Below are 21,880 nucleotides of genomic sequence, written 5' to 3'. Positions count from 1 at the left end.
GACGGCGCCGGCCGCGGCCGTGCGGCGCGGCGCAGGGGCCGCCCGGGCCGCCGCGCCCGCACCACCGCGCTGAAGCGCCGGCCCGCGGGGCTGAGGGGCCCGCGGGCCGGCGCGCCCGCACACCACCACGTGAAGCGAAAGGACGAAACCACCCGTGTCCGTCGAAGCCAGCATCGACCCGCGTACCGGACGCCAGGTCGAGGAGGTGGCCGCCACCTCGCGGCCCGAAGAGGTCGCCGCCGCGGCGCTGGCGGCCGAGCGCGCCGCGCCCGCTGTCGAGGCCATGGGCCGGTCGGGGCGCGCGGCACTGCTGCGCGCCCTCGGCGCCGCCCTGGAGAACGGCCGCGAGCGCATCACCGCCGTCGCCGACCGGGAGACCGCCCTGGGGCCCGACCGCCTCAACGGCGAGCTGACCCGGACCGTGGCCCAGGCCGAGCACTTCGCCGAGGTGCTGGAGGAGGGCTCCTACCTGGAGGCCGCCATCGACCACGCCGCCGGGCCCGGACAGCCCGACCTGCGCCGGATGCTCGTGCCGCTCGGCCCGGTGGCGGTGTTCGGGGCGAGCAACTTCCCGCTGGCCTTCTCCGTGCCCGGCGGCGACACGGTGTCGGCCCTGGCCGCCGGCTGCCCGGTCGTCGTCAAGGCCCACGAGTCGCACCCGGCGACCAGCGAGCTGGTCTTCCGCGTCATGGCCGACGCCGCACGGCAGGCCGGGGCGCCCGAGGGCGTGCTGGGCCTGGTCCGCGGCCGCGAGGCCGGCGGCGCGCTGGTCGCCGACCCCCGGATCAAGGCCGTCGGGTTCACCGGGTCGGCCGCCGGAGGGCGGGCGCTGATGGACATCGCGGCCGCGCGCCCGGAGCCCATCCCCTTCTACGGCGAGCTGTCCGGCATCAACCCCGTCGTGGTCACCCGCGCGGCGGCGCGGCACCGCGCGGCGCGGATCGCGGCCGGGGTCCTCGCCTCGGTGACCGGCAGCGGCGGCCAGCTGTGCACCAAGCCCGGCCTGGTGTTCGTCCCGGCGGGCGCCGAGGGCGACGCCCTGGCCGAGGAGGTGCGCGCCGGGTTCGCCGCCGCGCCGGCGGCGGTGCTGCTCAACGAGCGCGTGCACACCGCCTACGGGTCGATCGGCGCGCGGCTGGCCGGCCTGCCCGGCGTCGCGGTGCTCGCCGAGGGCGCGGCCGCGCCCGCCGAGGGCTACTGGGCGGCCCCGCGCCTGCTCGGCGTCGCCGCCGCCGACCTGACGGCGGACGCCGCCGAGGAGTGCTTCGGCCCGCTGGCCGTCCTGGTCCGCTACACGGGGGAGGAGGAGCTGCGCGCGGCCCTGCGCCGCCTTCCGCCGTCGCTGTCGGCTGCCCTGCACACCGGCACCGCCGAGGAGGGCGAGGACGCCGCCGAGGTCGCCGCGCTGACGTCCGTCCTGCGCGCGGGATCGGGCCGCGTGGTGTTCGGCGGCTTCCCCACGGGCGTGCGCGTGTCGTGGGCCCAGAACCACGGCGGCCCGTGGCCGTCGACCTCCACCGTCCACACGTCGGTCGGCGCCACCGCCATCCGCCGCTTCCTCCGCCCGTTCACCTGGCAGGACGCCCCCGAGCCCGTTCTTCCTCCCGAACTCCGCGACGACCAGCCGTCCATCCCCCGCCGCATCGACGGCCGCCTCGTCCTCCCCGCCGCCTACTGACCCGGCACACGCCCCCGCCCGCCCCGAACCGACCCGGGGCGGGCGGCCCCATGTCGCGACTGCGGTACCACACTTTCGTTCTCCCGCGAAGTGGCCGGGGAGAATGGGCTGGTGCTCATCGGGGCGTTTCGGTCAAGATAGGGTCATGGCGTATCAGCGAACGTTCGGCGAGATCCCTGGGCACCCTGAAGGGTCGACCTACGCCACACGGGCAGAAATGCGCAAGCATGGGCTTCATGCGCATAACCAGGCAGGTATTTCAGGAACTAAGAAGCAAGGCGCGGACGCGATCGTGCTGAGCGGTGGTTATCCTGACGACCAAGACTACGGCGATATCATTGTTTACACCGGGCATGGTGGCCAGGACGCCAACAAAAAACAGATTGCAGATCAAACGCTCGATGATAATGGAAATGCTGGCTTGGTCAAGAGTCAACTTGACAAACTGCCGGTGCGAGTGATTCGCGGTTCGGAAGAAGACTCCGAATTTGCGCCCGCAAGCGGTTATCAGTATGGTGGCTTGTATAGAGTGGTAAGGCACTGGTTCAAAACTCGCGCTGACGGTTTCAAGGTCTGCCAGTTTCTAATGGTCAAGTGGGGGAGTGTCGCTGACGTCGAGGATCCCCAGCTCCCTGCGGGGATCGAGCTCCCTGTGCAGGCAGGTGATGAAGGCGACACTGCTGAAGTGGGCCCCGTTGGCCGCACCAAGCATGTTATCAACAAGGTCCAGCGAAGAGCTGACGTTGTTCGCAATGTGAAGTCTTGGTATAAGAACCAGTGTCAGATCTGCAGGAAGTCAGTAGACTTGCCGAGTGGGCCCAGTAGTGAGGCGGCGCATATTCGCCCTCTGGGTGTCCCGCACAATGGTCCGGATCATGAATCCAACGTCTTGTGCCTCTGTCCAAATGATCACCTTCGGTTTGACAATGGGGCCCTCTATATCACCTCTGATTTCAAAATTGTTGACAATTTAACAGGTGAGGTAATTGGGGATCTTTGGGTGCAGTCGGAACATAAAATCGGAGTGGAGTACATTAATTATCACCATGAGTCTTGGACAAAGGAATGATGTCAAATATGATATGAATGCTAGTTTAATATTGGGCTTAATATATGCGGTCTTAAATAAGTGAACCCCAGGGGAGGGCCCCTGGGGTTCACTTATTTTCTACTGCTCATTTAGTCCAAGAAGTGGACGCGGGAGGTGTCGAGGTCGTAGCGGGCCGCGACGATGTGGACGGTGCCGGACTGGACGGCGTCGGTGAGCTCAGGGTCGGCGGCGAGTTCGGCGGCGATGTGGCGGGCGTTGGCGGTGACGCAGGTCTTGACGTAGTCGCCGCCGGTGTCGGGGGTGGACTCCACGACGGGGAGGATGTGCTCCACGAGGTAGCCGATGTGGCCCTCGGGCAGGGGGGCGCCCCGGTGGACGTCGACGGCGGCGGTGACCGCGCCGCACGAGGAGTGGCCCAGGACGACGATCAGCGGGATGTGGACGTGCTCGACGCCGTAGACGACGCTGCCCAGGACCGACTCGTCGAGGACCTGGCCGGCGGAGCGGACGTCGAAGATGTCGCCCAGGCCCTGGTCGAACACGAGTTCCGGGGGGACGCGGGAGTCGGCGCAGCCGACCACGAGGGCGAAGGGGTGCTGGCCCGCCACGAGGCGGTCGCGGGTCGCCTGGCCTTCGCGGGGGTGGCGCTGGTCCAGGCGGCGCCAGCGGCGGTTGCCGGCCTTGAGGCGGTCGAGGGCCTCGTCAGGGGTGAGGCGTCGGGGGGCGGGGGCGTCCTCGTCGGCTAACGCGGGGAGGGCGCCGAGCCCGCCGACGAGCAATCCGGCGCCGCCGGCCGCTTTCGCGGCGAGCGCGCCACGGCGGGAGATCGCCATGGGGGTACCTGCTTTCGGCATCAGGACCGCCCGGTCTGGATGGGGTGGGCGGTGCGATGCAGAGCAACATATTCCTGATGGGGCGAAAACGGTAGAAGTCGCCATTGATAGTGACTTGGTAGACATTGCAATAATTGTGAATTTTGATCGTGGCCCTTCGGCTCCCGCGCGTGCGGGATCGCCTGCCGCCACGGGGCACACGTGTCGTAGCCGGTCGGCCACGAAAAGCGTGGGGCGGATGGGGGAAAGTCGCCTGGAGTGTGCGCGCAACCGTTTCGGGCTTTTACGATGAGTTGCCGACACATGCGGCGCGTGGTGGTTTTTCCGCGGTAACGCGCGCCCGCCGCTGCCGCCGCACCGCCCCCTTCCAGGAAAGACCCGATGACCGACAACGACACCGCCGCCGCCGGCGGCCTCCCCGCATCGATCGACACCTCCGTGCCGCACTCGGCCCGGGTCTGGAACTACTGGCTGGGCGGCAAGGACAACTACGCCGCCGACCGGGAGGCCGGCGAGCAGTTCCGCGAGACCTGGCCGCAGGTGGCCACTTTCGCCCGGCAGGGGCGCGGCTTCCTCAAGCGGGCGGTCACCTACCTCGCCACCGAGGCCGGTATCCGCCAGTTCCTCGACCTCGGCACCGGCATGCCCACCGCCGAAAACACCCACGAGGTCGCCCAGGCCCACGCGCCCGACGCCCGGATCGTCTACGTCGACAACGACCCCCTGGTGCTGGCGCACGCCCACGCGCTGCTCGTGGGCACGCCCGAGGGCAGGACCGACTACATCCACGCCGACATCCGCGAGCCCGAGGCCGTCATCGCCATGGCCCGCGAGCGCCTCGACTTCGAGCGGCCGATCGCCCTCATCCTGATGGGCGTGCTCGGCCACGTGGCGGCCGACCGGGTGCCCGGCATCGTGCGCACGCTCGTCGACGCCCTGCCCAGCGGCAGCCACCTCGCGCTGTGGGACGGCACCGACACCGACGCCGACGTGCTCGCGGCGCTGGAGGAGTACAACCAGAGCGCGCCGCTGCCCTACCGGCACCGGGCCCCGGAGTGGATCGCCGCCCTGTTCGACGGGCTGGAGATCGTCGAGCCGGGCCTGGTGCCCTGCCCGCGGTGGCGTCCCAGCGGCCTGGAGGCCGGGGCCGGATGGTCCAACCCGCCCTCGCTCGCCGGGGTGGGCCGCAAGCCCTGACACTGGCCCTGACACTGGGGGCCCAACCCGGGCGCGGCGCGGGCCGGAGCCTGCCCCCGCCTCGGGCGGGGCGCACCGCCGCCGGGGGGCGGCGCGGCCCGGGTGCGCAGCGCGAGGCGAGGGCGCCTCCCCGGCCCGCTGGAGCGTCCCGGTACGCGGCGGTCCGTGCCGCGGTGCGGGGCCGGCGGGGTGCGCGGGGCGCGGTCCGGCCCAGGTGGCGCGTCCGCCCTCCTTGCGCCGCACGCGTCGCACGGTATACAACGTACCGGTCGGTGTGCCGGGCGTAGTGCGTCCGGCACTCTCCGCCTATTGAGCGAGGCCGTATGGCGCATCCCCGCCCGTCCCAGCCCCCCGCCTCATCCGCCCCCGACACCCCCGCCGCTCCCGGCGCCCCGGCCGCGGCCCCCACCGCCGGCTCCCCCCTCTCCGCACCCCCGCCGCGCCCCGCACCCGAGCAGCCCGCCGAGCCGGGCGGCGCCCTCACCCGGCGCGACCTGTTCGAGACCGGCGGCAAGGCCTCGCTCGCCGGCGGCGCCGCCTGGCTGCTGGCCCCCGGAGCGCCCGCGGCCGCCGACGACACCGCCGACGCCGACTCCTCCGGCGGCTCGGTCACGGTCACCCAGGGCACCAACATCTCGGCCGCCGCCTCGCCCGACGGCGAGTGGATCGCCTTCGACCTCTACACCGCCATCTGGCTGGTCCCCGCCGCCGGCGGCACCGCCCGCCGCCTCACCGGCGACATCGTCGACGCCACCCGCCCGCGCTTCAGCCCCGACTCCTCCCAACTGGTCTTCCAGGCCTACCGCGACGGCAACTACCACGTCTACCTGCTCGACCTGCCCGACGGCCGGCCGCGCCGCATCACCGAGGGGCCCCACGACCACCGCGAACCCGCGTTCTCGCCCGACGGCACCCGCATCGCCCTCGCCTCCGACCGCGAGGACGGCTACGACATCTGGGTTTACGACGTCGCATCCGGCGAGCTGACCCGGATCACCGGCGACGCCTCCGACGCGGGCGAGCCCGCCTGGACACCCGACGGCGAGCGGATCGTCTACACCGCCGACCGCGCCGGCGTCCGCGCCACCGACCTCGACGGCAACAGCGAGGAACTCGTCCCCGCCGCCGACCACACCACCGTCTTCTCCCCGGCCCCGGGCCCGGGCGGACGGCTGGCCCACGTGCGCTTCCACGCCGACACCTGCCGCCTGGTGGTCGACGGCGAGGCCGTCAGCGGCGACGAGGACGTCTTCGTCGGCACCCTCACCTGGACCGGCGAGGACCGGCTGCTCTACACCGCCGACGGCGCCATCCGCCACCGCACGCTCGGCTCCGGCGCCACCGACGTCGACTTCCGCGCCACCGTCCCCTACCTGCGCCGCCAATCCCGCCCCGCCCGGCGCGACATCGACGACCACGACGAGCACCCCGTGCGCGGGATCGCCGGGCCGGTCCTGTCGCCCGACGGCACCCGCGTGGCCTTCCGGGCGCTGGGCGCGCTGTGGGTCATGCCGATCGGCAAGAAGCCCCGCGCCATCGTGGACGACGGCTACTTCAACTCCGACCCCGACTGGCACCCCGACGGCACCTCCCTGGTGTACTCCGGCGACCGCTCGGGCGCGCCCGCCCTGTGGCGCTACGACCTCGACTCCGGCGAGACCACCCGGCTCACCCACCTGGACGGCGCCCAGGTCACGCCCCGCTGGTCGCCCGACGGCGAGCGGATCGCCTACCAGGACCAGGACGGCGCCACCTGGGTCTACGACGTCGCCGCCAACACCACCCGCCAGGTCCTGCCCGCCCTCTTCCAGCCGGGCCGCCCCACCTGGTCGCGCGACGGCCGTGTGCTGGCGCTGGCCGCGGTGCGGCCGCGCTCGCGGCGGTTCCGCGAGGGCACCAGCCAGATCCTCACCGTCGACCTGGAGACCGGCACCACCCGCTATATCGAGCCCGCGCCCTACCGGTCGCTGTCCACGCGCGGCGACGACGGCCCGGTCTGGTCGCCCGACGGCCGCCACATGGCGTTCGTCATGGACAGCGTGCTGTGGACCGTCGAGGTCGACGCCGACGGCGGCTTCCGCACCGAACCCCGCCAGTTGACCACCGAGCCCACCGACGCCCCCAGTTGGAGCGGGGACTCCCAGACCCTGCTGTACCTCAGCAGCGGCCGGCTGCGCACCGTCGCGCGCACCGGCGGGCGCTCCGCCGGGGTGGCCATGCCGCTGCGCCGGCGCCGCGCCCGCCCCTCGGGCCGCACCCTGGTGCGGGCCGGGGCCGTCTGGGACGGCACCTCCGACCGGCTGCGCCACGACGTGGACATCGTCATCGACCGCAACCGCATCACCGAGGTGCGCCCGCGCACGCGAGGCGCCGGCGGCGCCCGGGTGGTGGACGCCGCCGACCTCACCGTGCTGCCCGGCCTCATGGACGCCCACAACCACTGGCACCTGCGCGGCCGCCACTGGGGCGCCCGGCAGGGGCCGCTGTGGCTGGCCTACGGCATCACCGCCACCCGCTCGCCCGGCGACCCCGTCTACCAGATGCTGGAGACCCGCGAGGCGCTGGAGTCCGGCAAGATCACCGGCCCCCGCTACCTCGCCACCGGCGAGGCCGTCGACGGAACGCGCATCTACTACAACTTCATGCGCCCCACCCACGACGAGGAGGCCCTGGAGCGCGAACTGGAGCGCGCCTTCGAACTGGACTACGACCTCGTCAAGACCTACGTGCGGCTGCCGGTGCGCCTCCAGCGCACCGCCGTGCACCGCGCCCACCGCGCCGGCCTGCCCCTGACCTCGCACTACCTCTACCCGGCCGCCCACCTGGGCATGGACGGCATGGAGCACATGGGCGCCACCAACCGGCTGGGCTACTCCCACACCGCCAGCCAGCTCGGCCGCGCCTACGGCGACGTCACGGCGATGTTCGCGGCGTCGGGGATCGCCATCACGCCCACCCTGTTCAACGCCTCCGCGCTCTACGCCGAGGACCGCTCCCTGGTCGAGGACGAGCGCACCCGCCGCCTCTTCCCCGCCTGGGAGTACCGGGCGCTGGAGACCAAGGCCGACGACGCGGCGGCGGGCGGCCCCGACGCCCGGCGGGCCCGCGCGGCGCTGCCCGACAACGTCGCCACCCTGCGCACCGTCCACAAGAAGGGCGGGCTCATCATCGGCGGCACCGACGCCCCGCTGGACAACATGGCCGTCAGCCTGCACCTGAACCTGCGGGCCATGGTGGCCCACGGGTTCACCCCCCGCGCGGCGCTGACCGTCACGACCTCCACCACCGCCCGCTGGCTGGGCCTGGGCCGCGACCTCGGCGCGGTCGAACCGGGCCGGCTGGCCGACCTCGCCGTGGTCGAGGGCAACCCCCTGGAGGACATCACGGCCGCCGCCGCGGTCCGCATGACGATCGTCAACGGCGTGGTGCACCGCGTCGAGGAGCTGATGGAGCCCTTCGCCGAGGACGCCACCCGCCCGCAGACCCGCTCGGCGCCCCCCGCGACCAGGCGCGGCGACCCCCTGCCCTCGGCGGGCACCGGGGGCGACGCCCCGTGGTGGCACGGCGAGTCCGAGCGGACCGCCCCGCACCGCTGCTGATCCGGCCGCGCCCGCCGACCGCCCGGCACCCGCGGGCGGTCGGCGGGCGCGCGGCGCGCGGAGCCGACCACGGCGCCGCGCCCCGCCCCGCGCCCCCGTCGGTGCGCGGAGCCGGTCAGTCCAGCACCGGGAAGTTGGCGCGGAAGACGCCGTGCGGGTCGCGGGCGCGCTTGACCTCCCGCAGCCGCGCCACCGCTTCGGGGGTGAAGGCGTCGGCCGCCGACTCGCCCGGCGCCAGCAGGCTGTAGGGCCGCCGCCCGCCCACCCGCCCGCCCAGGGACTCCCACAGCCGCGCGCACCGCTCCCGCAGCCCCGCCGCCAGGTCCGCCGACAGCGGCAGCCCCAGCGTGTAGACCAGGTAGGGCGCCGCCAGGGCGCCGGTGGCGGAGTCCGACGGGCGGGCCAGCGCGCCCCCGAGGTGGCGCACCTGCACCATGAGCAGCGGCGCCGCGTCCTCCTCCGCCAGCACCGCGCCGGCGTCTCCGTCGAGGTCGGCGAGCGAGCGGGCCCGGCTGAACCCGGGGCCCGGGTCGGTGGGGTCGGCGGTGATCGCGCCGAGTTCGGCGGGGGACATCGGCCGGCGGGTGTCGGCGATCGCCGCGCCCACCGCCTCCAGCGGGCGCAGCAGCTCCTTGGCCTCGGCCTCGCCGCCCAGGAAGGCAACGTCCACCGCGACCAGCGGGTCGCCGCCGGGCGGGTGCAGGCGGGTGTACCACGTCGACAGCGCGTCGGGGGCCTTCTCGGTGATCGCGCGGAAGGCGTCGAACGCGCGGGCGGCCAGCGCGCCGGGGAACAGCATCCGACCGCCGTACAGCTCCGGCGCCGGGTGCAGGTCGAACTCCACCGCCGTCACCAGCGCGAAGTCGCCCCCGCCCCCGCGCAGCGCCCAGAACAGGTCGGGATCGGAGGCGGCGGTCACCCGGCCGCGCTCGCCCTCGGCGTCGACCACCTCGAAGGCGGTCACGCTGTCGGCCGCCCACCCGTGGGACCGGCCGAACCAGCTCAGCCCCCCGCCGAGGGTGTAGCCCACCACGCTCACGATCGGCGAGCTGCCCGCCATGCCCGTGAGCCCGTGCGGGCCGGCCTCGGCCTGCACCCGCCCCCAGGTCACGCCCGCCTCCGCACGGGCGGTGCGCGCGGCCGGGTCGACCGCCAGCCCGTCCAGCGCGCCGGTGCGCAGCAGCACCACGCCGGCGGTGTTGCCGGAGGCGCCGTGGCCGTTGGGCTGGGCCGCCACCGTCAGCCCCGCGGCGCGGGCGTGGCGCACCACGGCCGCGGCGTCGTCGGCGTCGGCGGCCTCCACGACCGCGGCCACGGGCTGCTCCACCGCGCGGTTCCAGGGCGAGCGGGCCTGGGCGAACCCGTCGTCGGAGGGCAGCAGGACGCGGCCGCGCACCTGTGTGCGAAGGTTCTCCACAGCAGCGTTCACGTTCAATCCCCGTATCTCGCAGAGTGTCCGCAGGGGCCGGTCACATCAGCCTCGTTCGGTCCGTCACTCCCATGACGGACCTCGGAGAGGAGATGTGACCGGTTATGGAGAACTTTTTTCTGGGAGACCGGTTCCAGGAGCACCGCGATCGGCTGAGGGCGGTGGCCTACCGGATGCTCGGCTCCCAGGCCGAGGCCGAGGACGCGGTGCAGGAGGCGTGGCTGCGCCTGAACCGCGCGGACGCCGCGGAGATCGACAACCTCGGCGGCTGGCTGACCACCGTTGTCGGCCGCGTGTGCCTGGACATGCTCCGGTCGCGCCGCGCCCGCCGCGAGGAGCCGGCCGGCGCCCGCCTACCCGACCCGGTGGTCGCGCCGCTGGAGGCGGCCGAGGGCCCCGAGCAGCAGGCGCTGATGGCCGACTCCGTGGGCCTGGCGCTGCTGGTGGTGCTGGACACCCTGCCGCCCGCCGAGCGCCTGGCGTTCGTCCTGCACGACCTGTTCGGCGTGCCGTTCGACGACATCGCGCCGATCGTGGAGCGCTCGCCCGCCGCCGCGCGCCAGCTGGCCAGCCGCGCCCGCCGCCGGGTGCGCGGGGCCGCCCCGGCACCCGACCCCGACCTCGCCCGCCAGCGCCGGGTGGTGGAGGCGTTCCTGGCGGCCGCGCGCGGCGGCGACCTCGCGGCGCTGGTGGAACTGCTCCACCCCGACGCCACCACCCGGGTCGACTGGGGCGCGCTGCGGCCCGGCGCGGCGCCGGCGGTGCGCGGCGCCGAGGAGGTGGCGCGCCAGGCGGCGCTCTACGCCCGGCCGCCCGAACTGGTGCGCACGGTGGTGGTCAACGGCGGGATCGGCGTGCTCAGCCGCACCGAGGACGGGCGGCTGTACTCCCTGCTGGCCTACACCGTGGTGGACGGCCGGATCGCCTACATCGACGCGCTGGCCGACCCCGAGCGGCTCGCCCGGCTGGACCTGTCGGCCCTGGACGGCTGACCCCGGTGCCCCGGCGCCGCGTCCGGATCAGGGCGCGGGGGCGGTGTCGGCGGCCAGGGCCCGGCTGAGCACGGCGTGGATGTGGTCGACATCGGCCCGGTCGGGGTCCAGCAGCACACCCGCGCACAGGCCGTCGGCCGCGGCCACGAGCGCGGCGACCCCCTCGGGGTCGGCGGTGTGGGCGCGGCCGAGTTCGGCGACGTTGTCGCGCCAGCGGCGGGCCACCGGCCGCAGCGCCGGGCGGCGCGCCGCCAGCGTGGACAGCTCGCGCTCGGCGAGGGCGCGCTCGCGGCCCGTCCCCGCCGATTCCGCGATCAGCTCCGCCAGCCCGCGCAGGGTGTCCCCTCCGGCGTCGGCGATGGCCCGGATCCGCGCGGTGTAGACGTCGGCGACACTGGACAGCGCGGCCACGAGGAGGTCGTCGAGGGTGGCGAAGTAGTAGGTGGTCAGGCTGGTGGGGATGCCGGCCTCCCGCGCCACGGTGCGGTGGGTGACCCCCGCCGCGCCGTCGCGCCGCACCACCCGCAGCGTGGCCTCGATGATCTCCGCGCGGCGGCGGCGCCCCCGCAGCCGGCGGCCGTCGGTGACGGGCGCGTCTTCACCCATGGTGCCTCCTCGCCGCCCAGGCTAGCCGGTCGTCACGGCTCCGACCCGGTGATGGGCCCGATGCCGCGCAGCGCGACCGCGCACAGTACGGCGGCGGCGACCGTGGCCAGCCCGGCGACACCGGCGGCGGCGTTGAACCCGGCGGTGAAGGCCGCCTGGGCCTGGACGACCGCCTCGGCCGGGACGCGGTCGGCGACCGACAGCGCCCCCGGCAGGCTGTCGCCGACGCGCGCGGCGGCGCCCGCGGGCGCGCCCGGCGGGACGGCCACGGTCGCGCGGTAGACCGCCGTGGCCAGGCTGCCCAGCACGGCCACCCCCACGGCCAGCCCCAGTTCCTGCACGGTCTCCGACATCGCCGCGGCCGACCCCGCCTTCTCGCGCGGGGCCGCGCCCACGACCAGGTCGGTGCCCAGCGCGCTGATCGCGCCCAGGCCCAGGTAGACCAGGGCGAACCCGCCGACCACGGCGACGCGCGCGCCGGAGCCGGCGGTGGCCAGCAGCCCGTAGCCCACCACGGCCAGGACCAGCGATGCGGCCATCACCGTGCCGGGGCGCACGCGCCGGGCGACCAGCGGCGCGCCGATGGCGGCGGCCAGCATCGCCAGCGCGGGCAGCCCCAGCAGCACCCCGGCGGCCGCCGCCGACAGCCCCTCGACCAGTTGGAGGTACTGGGTCACCAGGAACATCACCCCGCCGACACCGGTGAGGCCGACCAGCAGGATGACCAGCGCGCTGGTGAAGGCGCGCCCGGTGAACAGCGTCATGTCCAGCAGCGGCTCGGGCAGGCGGAGCTGGCGGCGGACGAACACCGCGCCCAGCCCCAGCCCGGCGGCCGCCGCCGCGGCCGCCGCGGTGTCGGGGTCCTCGGCGGCGGTGTGCTTGACCGCGTAGACGACCGAGACGATCGCGGCCACCGACAGCGCGACGCTGGGCAGGTCGAACCGGCCCCGCGCGGGCGCCCGGTACTCCGGCAGCAGCACCGGCCCCGCGGCCAGCACCACCGCGGCCACCGGAACGGCGGCCAGGAACGCCGACCCCCACCAGAAGTGCGCGAGCAGCGCGCCGCCCAGGACCGGCCCGGCCGCCATCCCCAGGGCGAACATGGTGGCCCACACCCCGATGGCCAGCGCCCGCTCCCGCGGCGCGGGGAACATCGTGCTGACCAGGGCCAGCGTGGAGGGCATCAGCGTGGCGCCGGCGACGCCCAGCAGCGCGCGGGCCGCGATCAGCGCCGGCGCGGTGGGCGCGAACGCCGCCGCCACGGACACCACCGCGAACGCCGCGGCCCCGATCATCAGCAGCCGGCGGCGGCCGATCCGGTCGCCCAGGGTGCCCATCGTGATCAGCAGGCCGGCGATCAGGAACCCGTAGGCGTCCATGATCCACAGCGTCTCGGTGGCGGTGGGCGCCAGGTCCGCCGCCAGGCTCGGCATCACCAGGTACAGCACGGTGACGTCCAGGCCGAGCAGCACCGTGGGCAGGGCCAGCAGCGCCAGCCCCGCCCACTCGCGCGCGCCGGCGCGCCTTCGCGTATCCGTTCCGACCACGTGGTCCCCCTCGCATAGGCAATGTAGTTGGACGCTAATACAACTAGTACGTTCGTTCAACTAAATGCGGACGAGAGGGGCGGCACACCGGGCCGTGGCGAAAGGCGGCAGGAGGTCGGGCGGGCGCCGGGGGTGCGCGGAGGAGGGGTGGGAGGGGGTGGTGTGCGGCGTGCGCGCCGGGCGGTGCCGTGGACGCGGGCGTTGCGCCTGATGAATTACTAAGGCTAGCCTTACCTCATGAAACCTGGCCGCCTCCTCCGCCGGACCGCCCCCGCCGCCGTGCTCGCGCTCGCCCTCGCCGCGTGCAGCCCCCCGGAGACCCAACCGGAGGACGACGCCCGCCCGCTGGCGGAGCCCGTCCGCGTCGAGCATCAGTTCGGCACCACCGAGATCGACACCGTGCCCGAGCGGATCGTCACCATCGACCTGCAGTGGACCGACGTCCTGCAGTCCATGGGCGTCGACCCCGTGGGCTACACGGTCGACCCCGGCATGCCCGAGGGCGGACCGCCGTGGCAGGACCTCCCGGCCTCCGCCGAGGCGCTGCGGGCGGACGACGGCGTCCCCGTCGAGCAGATCGCCCTGCTCGAACCCGACCTCATCCTGGGCACCTACTCGATCGCCGACCAGAACACCTACGACCGGCTCTCCGAGATCGCCCCCACCGTGGCCACCCTGGACGAGCGCCAGGTCACGCCGTGGGAGGAGCTGGTCGAACTCGCCGGGCGCATCCTCCAGGACGCCGAGACCGCCGACGAGGTCGTCGACTCCGTCCACGGCCGGGTGGACGACGCGGCGGCGGACCTGCCCGGGCTGGAGGGCGGGACGTTCGCGCTGGCCCAGTACATCGTCGGGGACGGCATGATCATCGTCGCCGACGAGGAGGACGGCTCCAGCGTCTTCTTCCAGCGGTTGGGCATGACGATGTACGGCCCCGTGCGCGAGCGGGGCCAGGAGACCGGCCTGCCCCGCATCGAGGTCAGCACCGAGCGGTCGGACCTGCTGCGCGCCGACTTCGTGGCCTTCCTGGTCAACGGCGGCGACGAGGACGACCTGTCCGACATCCCCGGGTTCGACGACCTCCCCGGCACCGTCGCCGTCCTGGACTACGCCACCGTGGCCGGCCTCAACACCCCCACGCCGCTGTCCGTCGAGCACGCTCTTGACGCCATGCGCCCCCACCTGGAGGAGGCGTCGCGGTCCGCGCGGGAGTGAGCGCGCATACCGGGTCCTGCCGGGGTCGCGCCCCGGCAGGACCCGTCCGGGCCGGAGCGCCGGGGCCCGCTCTCCGCTCCGTCTGGGCCCTAAGCTGGTCCGCGTGAATCGCGGCCGTGCCGGGCGGGGAGCCCCGGCGCGCGAAGGCCGGGCGGGTGCACAGCCGTGAGGAGCGGGTGCGGGTGGGCGAAGGAGCCGTTGGGGGGCGCGGGGCGCCCCGCGCCTCGGGGGCGACGGCACTGGCCATGCGGGTCGTCGACCTGGCGGTGCGCCACGACCTCGCCGAGGGCGCCCACGTCACCGAGCAGTGGGTCGCCGACGAGCTGGGGGTGTCGCGCTCGCCCGCGCGCAAGGCCCTGCTGTTCCTCGCCGAGCTGGGGATCGTCGAGCGGATCCCCAACCGCGGTTTCTTCCTGAGCAGGCCCGCCGCCGACCTGGGGCGGGTCGACCTCGACGCCGCCTCCGAGGCCGAGGAGGCCGGCTACTTCCACTTCGTCGACGACCAGCTCGGCGGGCGGTTCGGCACCGAGTTCACGGCAGCCGACGTCGCCCGCCGCTACGGCCTCACCGCCCGCCAGGCCCAGCGGCTGCTGGCCCGCCTGGAGGGCGAGGACCTGGTGCGGCGCCGCGCCGGGCGCGGCTGGGAGTTCCAGCGGGTGCTCACCACCGTCGAGGGCCACGACCAGAGCTACCGGTTCCGGATGATCGTGGAGCCGGGGGCGGTGCTGGAACCCGGGTTCGCCGTGGACCCCGACGCCTTCGCCGAGCACCGCGCGCGCCAGGAGGCGTTGCTGCGCGGGGGCATCCTCACGTCCTCGCGCACCGAGCTGTTCCGTACCGGGGCGGAGTTCCACGAAATGGTGGTGGCCTGCTCGCGCAACGCCTTCCTGCTGGACGCGCTGCGGCGGCAGAACCGGGTCCGCCGGCTGATCGAGTACCGCCACCAGTTCGACCGCTCGCGGCTGGTGGGCCAGGCCCGCGAGCACCTGCGGCTGCTGGAGCTGCTGGAGCGCGGCGAGCGCGAGGCGGCCGCCGCGCTGCTGCGGGCGCACCTGGACCGGGTGCGCTGGCTGAAGACCGGGATCGGCCCCGAGCCGCGCCCCCCGGCCCTGGAACCCTAGAGGGCGCCGCCGGCCCGGCGGTCCGGCGGCGGGTGCCGCCGGACCGGGAGGTCAGCTCCGGGCGGGCGCGCCGGGGCCGCCGGTCCCGCCGGCCGCCGCGGGCTCCGCGGCCCCCGGGTGCGCGGCCGGCCCGCGCGCGGCGTCCGCGGGCAGGAAGCGGCGGACCACGTAGGACATGGTCCCGCCGTGGCGCAGGTAGGCGGCTTCGTGACGGGAGTCGATCCGCAGCCGCAGCGGCTCCTGGGCGGTGGAGCCGTCCGCGCGCCTGATCCGCAGCACGGCGGTGGCCGTGCCCGGCCGCGGGTCGTCCAGGCCCTCGATCGACAGCGGCTCCTCCCCGGTCAGGCCCAGGTCGGCGGCGCGCCGACCCGGGGTGAACTCCAGCGGGAACACGCCCATGCCGATGAGGTTGGCGCGGTGGATGCGCTCGAAGCTCTCGGCGATGACCGCGCGCACCCCCAGCAGCGCCTGGGCCTTGGCCGCCCAGTCGCGGCTGGACCCGGCCCCGTAGTTGCGTCCGGCCACCACCACCAGGTCCAGTCCGGCGTCGCGGTAGGTCCGGGCGGCGGCGTACACCGGCGCCACGCGGGTGCGGTCGGCGGTGTAGGCGCGTCCTCCGCCCCCGCGCAGGTCCGGCGGCAGCAGCAGGTTGGCCACGGCCGGGTTGGTGAAGGCGCCCCGCAGCATCACCTCGTGGTTGCTGCGCCGCGTGGAGTACTGGTTGAGGTGGCGCGGGGGCGTCCCGGCGGCGGCCAGGTGGCGGCCGGCCGGGCTGCCGGGCGGGATGGCGCCCGCGGGCGAGATGTGGTCGGTGGTGATGTCGTCGCCCAGCCACAGCAGGACGCGGGCGTCGGCGACGTCCAGCCGGCGCGGCGGGCGCGGGTCCACACCGGTGAGGTAGGGCGGGCGCCGGACGTAGGTGGACGCCGGATCCCAGGGGAAGCGCGTGGCGCCCTCCGCGCCGAGCGCCCGCCACTGGTCGGTGCCCTCGCGGATGGCGGCGCTGTTGTCGCGGAACATCTCCGGTGTCAGGACCTCGGCGGCCAGGGCCGCGACCTCGTCGTCGTCGGGCCACAGGTCGCGCAGGTGGACGGGCCGGCCCTGGGGGTCGCGGCCCAGCGGCTCGGCAGCCAGGTCGCACAGGACCGTGCCCGCCAGCGCGTAGGCCACCACCAGCGGCGGCGAGGCGAGGTAGGCCAGGGAGACGCCGGGGTTGACCCGGCCGGGGAAGTTGCGGTTGCCCGACAGCACCGCCACGGGCCGCGCGCCGGCCTCGACCAGTTCGGCCATGCGCGGCTGGAGCGGCCCGGAGTTGCCGATGCAGGTCATGCAGCCGAACCCCACGGTGTGGAACCCGGTCTCGGCCAGGGGCTCCAGCAGGCCGGCGGCCTCCAGGTAGCGCGTGACCACCCGCGAGCCGGGCGACAGCGACGCCTTGACCCACGGCCGGGCCGCCAGGCCCCGCTCGCGCGCCCGGCGGGCGAGGAGCCCGGCCCGGATCATCAGCGCGGGGTTGGCGGTGTTGGTGCAGCTGGTGATGGCGGCGATGGCCACGGCGCCGTCGGGGACGGCCGCACCGAGCACGGGGTCGGGTCCGGCGGGTCCGGTGCCGGACGCGGTGCTCGGGGCCGGCGCCGCGGCGCGGTAGGAGCGGGGCACCTGGGAGAGGGGCAGGCGCTGGTCGGGGCGGTGCGGCCCGGCCACGGACGGCTCCACCCCGCCCAGGTCGAGTTCGACGACGCGGTCGTAGTCGGGAACCGGGCTTCTGGGCGTGCGCTTGAGGCCCTGGGCCGACAGGTAGGCGTCGACCACGGCCCGGTGCCCGGCACCGCGCCCGGTCAGCCGCAGGTAGTCGGCCACCTCGTCGTCGTAGGGGAAGAAGGTGCAGGTGGCGCCGTACTCGGGCGCCATGTTGGCCACGGCCGCGCGGTCGGCCAGCGACAGCGCGGCGACCCCGGCGCCGAAGAACTCCACGAACGCCTCCACGACCCCGTGGCCCCGCAGCGCCTCGGTCAGGGTGAGGGCGAGGTCGGTGGCGGTGACCCCCTCGCGCAGCCGGCCGGTGACGTGCACGCCCACCACCTCGGGGAATCCGAACAGCACCGGCTCGCCCAGCAGGGCCGCCTGCGCCTGGAGGCCGCCCACGCCCCACCCCAGCACGCCGATGGCGTTGATCATGGGGGTGTGGCTGTCGGTGGCCACGAGCGCGTCGGGGTGCAGCAGGGGCGGGTCCTGCGCGGAGTCGCGCCAGACCACGCGGGCCAGCGTCTCCATGTTGACCTGGTGGATGATGCCCTTGCCGGGGGGCACCACCCGAAAGCCCCGCAGGCTGCGCTCGGCCCACTTGATGAACCGGTAGCGCTCGCCGTTGCGCTCGAAGTCGACGCGGAGGTTGGCCTCCAGGGCGGCGGGGGAGCCGTGGGCCTCGGCGATCACCGAGTGGTCCACGGTGAGGTCGGCGTCGATCACCGGGTTGACCCGGGCGGGGTCGCCGCCCAGTTCGGCCACCATGTCGCGCAGCGCGGCGAAGTCGGCCAGCGTGGGCAGGCAGGTGGTGTCGTGCAGCATGATCCGGTTGGGGTGGAAGGGGACCTCGCAGGCGCCCGCGCCCGAGCGGATCCGGCCCACCACCTCGGGCAGGGACTCGGGCGCCCGGCGGGCGACGTTCTCCAGCAGGACGCGCACGGAGTAGGGCACAGCCGCGAGTTCGCGCCGGGTGAGCAGGTACTCCAGCGGGACGTAGCGGTAGGCGGTACCGCCGACGTCCAGCACCCGCAGCACCGGCGGCGCCGACGTCGTCGCCCGCGCCTCGTTCGGACCGGTCATCGTCCCCCCAGGGTGGTTCGGCAGCTGATTGTTCAATGATGCAGGTACGTACAATCACGCCCCATCGTAGGGGTGCCGAAGGCCCTCGCCCCGCCTTGGGGCGGGTGGCGAGCAGAAGCATTCCGGTGTGCTCAAGGAGGTGCGTGCGGGATCGGGTCGTCGCGTCGGCGGCTTCCGTTGCCCGTGAACAGGGATTGCACTTACATGCGTTTTCGTACAATAGGCTCCCGTCACAGCGCACCGGGACGCAGGCCACGGTGCGCCCGCGCCCCGCCGGGGCGCGCTTCCCCGCCACCGCGACACCTGCCCGCACCGACCCCCGGGAGAGCGATGAGGATGACCGCCCCAAGCCGCCGCGAGATGCTCGCCGGGACGATCGGCGCCGTCGCGCTCGGCGGCGGCGTGCTGGAGGTGCGCGCCGGCGAGGCGGGTTCCGCCCCGGCGGCGCGGCCGCCGACCGCGTCCTGGCCAGCGGCACGCCGTGGCTCAGCCGCGCCGACCTGCGCCGGTCCTGGCTGCCGTGGCTGCGCGGCACGGCGCTGGGGCTGCCCTTCGGCGTGGTGCCCGCCGGAGGCGCCGAGATCCCCACCTTCCTGTCCTACGGGGCCGAGAAGGCACTGGCCCGCCGGCGCGGCGGCAGCGAGTTCGGCCGCGGGGCGATCGAGGGGGTGGCCGGGCCCGAGGCGGCCAACAACGCCACCACCGCCACCGCCATGATCCCGCTGCTGGGCCCGGGCCTGCCCACCTCGGCGACCGCGGCGGTCATGCTCGCGGCGTTCCAGCAGTACAGGATGCAGCCCGGCCCGCTGCTGTTCGAGAGCGAGGGCGACCTGGTGTGGGCGCTGCCGGCCAGCATGTTCGTGGGCACGGTGCTGCTGCTGGTGATCAACCTGCCGTTCGCGCCGCTGTGGGCGCGCCTGCTGCGGCTGCCCCGGCGGCACCTGTACGCGGGCCTGGTCGTCTTCGCCTCGGTCGGCGTCTACGCGGGCAAGGGCTCGGTCTTCGAGGTCGGGCCGCTGTACGTGGTCGGGGCGCTGGGGCTGCTGATGCGCCGCTACGGCATCCCCGTGGCGCCCGTGCTGATCGGCGTCATCCTGGGGCCGCTGGCCGAGGGGGAGCTGCGCCGTGCGATGGCGGCGAGCCAGGGCGACCCGGCGATCCTGGTGGACAGCGGGATCGCCGTCGGCATCTACGCGGTGCTGCTGGTGGTGGCGGGCGCGCTCGTCGCCAAGCGGGTCGGCGACCGCCGTCGGCGGGCCGATCCGGCGGGGGAGCGGGTCGGGGACGCGGCCCCGTCCGGGCGGGGCTGAGCGCGGCCCGGCGCGAGCGCCGGGCACCCGGGAGAGGAAGGAACGCCTCCGCGGCCGGTGCGGGCCGCGGAGGCGCGGGTGCGCGGTCGCGCACGGGGAGCCGATGGCGCGGCGCGGTCGGCGGAGCGGCCCGCACCGCGCCATCGCTCAGGCGCGGGTGTCGTCCTCGGCGGGGCGCTCGGCCTCGTCGTCCTTGGCGGCCCGGTCGGCCTGGGCGCGCTCGCGCATCTTGCGCAGCAGCTCCTCCTTCTGCGCGGCGGCGCCGGAGCGGGCGCCGGCGCGGCCGGGGGCGGAGCCGGGCTGCTCGGCGGACATGTGCTTGCGCTGCCCTCCGATGCCCAGAAGGCTGTTATGGCGTTTGGCCACGGGTTTCTCCCTTGCTCGGCGGTGGTGCGACGACGTGGGTGGGGGGTGCGTTGCGGCCCGCCGGGCTTTCGTTAGAAAGGCGCTGGACGTGCAGGGCGCGACATGTAACGGTAGCGCGCGCCCAAAGCGCCCGGCATCCGCTTTTTCGGGCACCGGCCAGGCGGGGAGCGCCCCGGCCGCGCGGGGCGGGGCCTCAGCTGCCGTACTGCCGGGTGTCGGGGTGCTCGATGAGGAGGACGTGGGCGGGTTCGTCGGCCACCGGGCGGTGGCGGACGCCGCGGGGGACGACGAAGAGGTCGCCGGGGCCCAGCGCGACCGGCGCGCGGTCGGCCAGTTCGATGCGGAACGCGCCGTCCCAGCAGAGGAAGAGCTCGTCCTCGTCGTGGTGGTGCCAGGGGAACCCGCCCTCCAGGCGGGCCAGGCGGACGACCGTGGTGTCGTTGACCGCCGCCAGGGTGTGCTGCTGGAAGGGGCCCGGCAGGGCCGCGGCCGCGCGGGGGATGGAGACCGCCCCGCCGCGGCGCGGTTCGTCGTGTGCTGTGGTCATGGCACGATCCTGGCCGCCGACGCGTTCGCCGCACAGGGCCAATGCGCGACAATTGGTCCACCGAACGAACCAATCCCCCACCCCTCCCCCCGAACACCCCCTCGAAAGAGCGCGCTCATGTCGATGGACCCGGCCGCGCTGGCCGACCGCCTGGGCCGCTGGTCGGCCGGCCGCGGACCGCTGTACCTCCTGCTCGCCGCGCGGCTGCGCCGCCTCATCGACGAGGGCGAGCTTGCCCCCGGCACCGCGCTGCCGCCCGACCGCACGCTGGCCGCCGCGCTCACCGTGGCGCGCGGGACCGTCGTGGCCGCCTACGAGGAGCTGCGCCGTGAGGGCCGCATCCGGCGGCGGCAGGGCAGCGGCACCCGGGTGGCCGGACCCGTGCGGCCCGGCCCCCGCGAGAGCACGGGCGCGCCGGTCTTCCTCCACCTGCTGGAGCCCCGCGACGACGTCGTCCTGCTGGCGTGCGCCGCGCCCGACGCGCCGCCGCCCGCCCTGCCGGCCGCCTACGAGCGGGCGCTGGCGCGGCTGCGCGAGGTGACCGGCGACATCGGCTACCACCCGCTGGGCCACGTCCGGCTGCGCCGCGCGGTGGCCGAGCACTACGCGCGGCGCGGGGTGCCCACCGAGCCCGACCAGGTGCTCGTCACCAACGGCGGCCAGCAGGCGCTGGCGCTGCTGGCCCGCGCCTTCGTGGGGCCCGGCGGCACGGCACTGGTCGAGGCGCCCACCTACCCCGGCGCCCTGGAGGCGTTCCGCGAGCAGGCGGCCGCCGTGCGGACCCTGCCCGTGGGCCTGGACGGGTTCGGGCGCGCCGTGCGCGACCGGGGCCGCCGCCCCGACCTCGCCTACGTCGCCGCCACCCACCACAACCCCACCGGGGCGGTCCTGCCGCCGCTGGTCCGCCGGCGGCTCGCGGCGGCGGCGGAGGCGGCCGGGGTGCCGCTCGTGGACGACGAGGTCCTGGCCCACCTCGCCTTCCCCGGCCGGGACACCCCGCCGCCGCTGGCCGCCTACGGCCGGACGGTGATCTCGGTGGGCTCCCTGAGCAAGAGCGTCTGGGGCGGCCTGCGCGTGGGCTGGATCCGCGCACCGCGCCCGGTCGTCGACCGCCTCGGCCGGCTGCGCGCCGTCCACGACCTGGGCGGCAACGTCGCCGCGCAGCTCGCCGCCGCCGAGCTGCTGCCGCGCGTGGAGTCCCTGTGCGCGGACGGGGCGGCCGACCGCCGCGCCCGCCACGACCACCTGCGCACCGAACTCGCGCGGCGGCTGCCGGACTGGCAGGCCCCGCCGGTCCCCGGCGGCCAGACCCTGTGGGTCCGCCTCCCGCACGGCGACGGCGACTCCTTCGCCCAGACGGCCCTGCGCCACGGTGTCGCCGTCCTGCCGGGCAGCGGCCTGGACGCCTCCGGCGGCAGCCGGGAGTTCGTCCGCATCCACTTCCTCGCCGACCACGCCACCCTCACCACGGCGGCCGAGCGCCTGGCCCGGGCCTGGCGCGCCTACGAGGGCGGGGAGCCCGACCGGGACACACCGCCGTCGCGGGCGCTGGCGGTCTGACAC

The 21,880-nt window shown here is 75.1% G+C and carries 15 protein-coding genes and 1 pseudogene; 9 read left to right on the top strand and 7 right to left on the bottom strand.

Features of this window, described 5'->3' with window-relative positions; all coding sequences use genetic code 11:
- The first annotated feature begins 154 nt into the window (after nt 1–154).
- Nucleotides 155–1,678, top strand: coding sequence for an aldehyde dehydrogenase family protein (locus HNR12_RS04780; RefSeq protein ID WP_179766352.1), 1,524 nt, complete (start codon nt 155–157; stop codon nt 1,676–1,678).
- Between the two features lie 145 nt (nt 1,679–1,823).
- Nucleotides 1,824–2,747, top strand: a complete 924-nt coding sequence (locus tag HNR12_RS04775; protein ID WP_179766351.1) for a YDG/SRA domain-containing protein — start codon at nt 1,824–1,826, stop codon at nt 2,745–2,747.
- Between the two features lie 110 nt (nt 2,748–2,857).
- On the opposite strand, the gene HNR12_RS04770 is transcribed toward HNR12_RS04775, so the two are convergent.
- Nucleotides 2,858–3,562: a carbonic anhydrase gene (locus HNR12_RS04770; RefSeq protein WP_179766350.1), complete on the bottom strand. Its 705-nt coding sequence runs from the start codon at nt 3,560–3,562 to the stop codon at nt 2,858–2,860.
- Between the two features lie 381 nt (nt 3,563–3,943).
- Between HNR12_RS04770 and HNR12_RS04765 the strand changes: the two genes are divergently transcribed.
- Nucleotides 3,944–4,759 carry an SAM-dependent methyltransferase gene (locus tag HNR12_RS04765; RefSeq protein ID WP_179766349.1) on the top strand — a complete coding sequence of 272 codons (816 nt, stop codon included), beginning with the start codon at nt 3,944–3,946 and terminating at the stop codon, nt 4,757–4,759.
- 323 nt (nt 4,760–5,082) lie between these two features.
- Nucleotides 5,083–8,358 (top strand): amidohydrolase family protein, encoded by a 3,276-nt coding sequence (locus HNR12_RS04760; protein ID WP_179766348.1) that lies wholly within the window; start codon nt 5,083–5,085, stop codon nt 8,356–8,358.
- Between the two features lie 115 nt (nt 8,359–8,473).
- Here HNR12_RS04760 and HNR12_RS04755 read toward each other — a convergent pair whose 3' ends face one another.
- Nucleotides 8,474–9,787 carry an FAD-binding oxidoreductase gene (locus HNR12_RS04755; protein WP_179766347.1) on the bottom strand — a complete coding sequence of 438 codons (1,314 nt, stop codon included), beginning with the start codon at nt 9,785–9,787 and terminating at the stop codon, nt 8,474–8,476.
- A 104-nt stretch (nt 9,788–9,891) separates the two neighbouring features.
- On the opposite strand from HNR12_RS04755, the gene sigJ reads away from it, so the two are divergent.
- Nucleotides 9,892–10,779, top strand: a complete 888-nt coding sequence (sigJ, locus tag HNR12_RS04750) for an RNA polymerase sigma factor SigJ (RefSeq protein ID WP_179766346.1) — start codon at nt 9,892–9,894, stop codon at nt 10,777–10,779.
- A gap of 27 nt (nt 10,780–10,806) precedes the next feature.
- On the opposite strand, the gene HNR12_RS04745 is transcribed toward sigJ, so the two are convergent.
- The gene (locus tag HNR12_RS04745; protein WP_179766345.1) at nt 10,807–11,385 is read right to left on the bottom strand and encodes a TetR/AcrR family transcriptional regulator; all 579 of its coding nucleotides are present in this window, start codon (nt 11,383–11,385) and stop codon (nt 10,807–10,809) included.
- A 32-nt stretch (nt 11,386–11,417) separates the two neighbouring features.
- Nucleotides 11,418–12,932: an MFS transporter gene (locus tag HNR12_RS04740; RefSeq protein ID WP_179766344.1), complete on the bottom strand. Its 1,515-nt coding sequence runs from the start codon at nt 12,930–12,932 to the stop codon at nt 11,418–11,420.
- Nucleotides 12,933–13,169: 237 nt separating this feature from the next.
- Between HNR12_RS04740 and HNR12_RS04735 the strand changes: the two genes are divergently transcribed.
- A complete protein-coding gene (locus tag HNR12_RS04735) occupies nt 13,170–14,147 on the top strand; it encodes an ABC transporter substrate-binding protein (RefSeq protein ID WP_179766343.1) in 978 nt (325 codons plus the stop codon).
- A gap of 245 nt (nt 14,148–14,392) precedes the next feature.
- The gene (locus HNR12_RS04730) at nt 14,393–15,268 is read left to right on the top strand and encodes a GntR family transcriptional regulator (protein ID WP_179766342.1); all 876 of its coding nucleotides are present in this window, start codon (nt 14,393–14,395) and stop codon (nt 15,266–15,268) included.
- 51 nt (nt 15,269–15,319) lie between these two features.
- Here the strand turns inward: HNR12_RS04730 and acnA are convergent, their stop codons facing one another.
- On the bottom strand, nt 15,320–18,094 hold the full coding sequence (gene acnA / locus HNR12_RS04725; RefSeq protein WP_179766341.1) for an aconitate hydratase AcnA: 2,775 nt from the start codon (nt 18,092–18,094) through the stop codon (nt 15,320–15,322).
- 428 nt (nt 18,095–18,522) lie between these two features.
- Between acnA and HNR12_RS04720 the strand changes: the two are divergent.
- Nucleotides 18,523–19,404: pseudogene (locus HNR12_RS04720) on the top strand (tripartite tricarboxylate transporter permease); the annotation flags it as partial.
- A 147-nt stretch (nt 19,405–19,551) separates the two neighbouring features.
- Here the strand turns inward: HNR12_RS04720 and HNR12_RS04715 are convergent.
- Nucleotides 19,552–19,770, bottom strand: a complete 219-nt coding sequence (locus tag HNR12_RS04715) for a DUF6243 family protein (protein WP_179766340.1) — start codon at nt 19,768–19,770, stop codon at nt 19,552–19,554.
- A gap of 193 nt (nt 19,771–19,963) precedes the next feature.
- Nucleotides 19,964–20,317 (bottom strand): cupin domain-containing protein, encoded by a 354-nt coding sequence (locus HNR12_RS04710; protein ID WP_179766339.1) that lies wholly within the window; start codon nt 20,315–20,317, stop codon nt 19,964–19,966.
- Between the two features lie 117 nt (nt 20,318–20,434).
- On the opposite strand from HNR12_RS04710, the gene HNR12_RS04705 reads away from it, so the two are divergent.
- Nucleotides 20,435–21,877, top strand: a complete 1,443-nt coding sequence (locus tag HNR12_RS04705) for an aminotransferase-like domain-containing protein (RefSeq protein WP_338119721.1) — start codon at nt 20,435–20,437, stop codon at nt 21,875–21,877.
- The last annotated feature ends 3 nt before the right edge of the window (nt 21,878–21,880 follow it).

It is taken from the genome of Streptomonospora nanhaiensis (assembly GCF_013410565.1).
Lineage (GTDB): Bacteria > Actinomycetota > Actinomycetes > Streptosporangiales > Streptosporangiaceae > Streptomonospora > Streptomonospora nanhaiensis.
The sequence above is the reverse complement of the archived record's forward strand: the minus strand, read 5'-3'. Positions and strand labels throughout refer to the sequence as shown.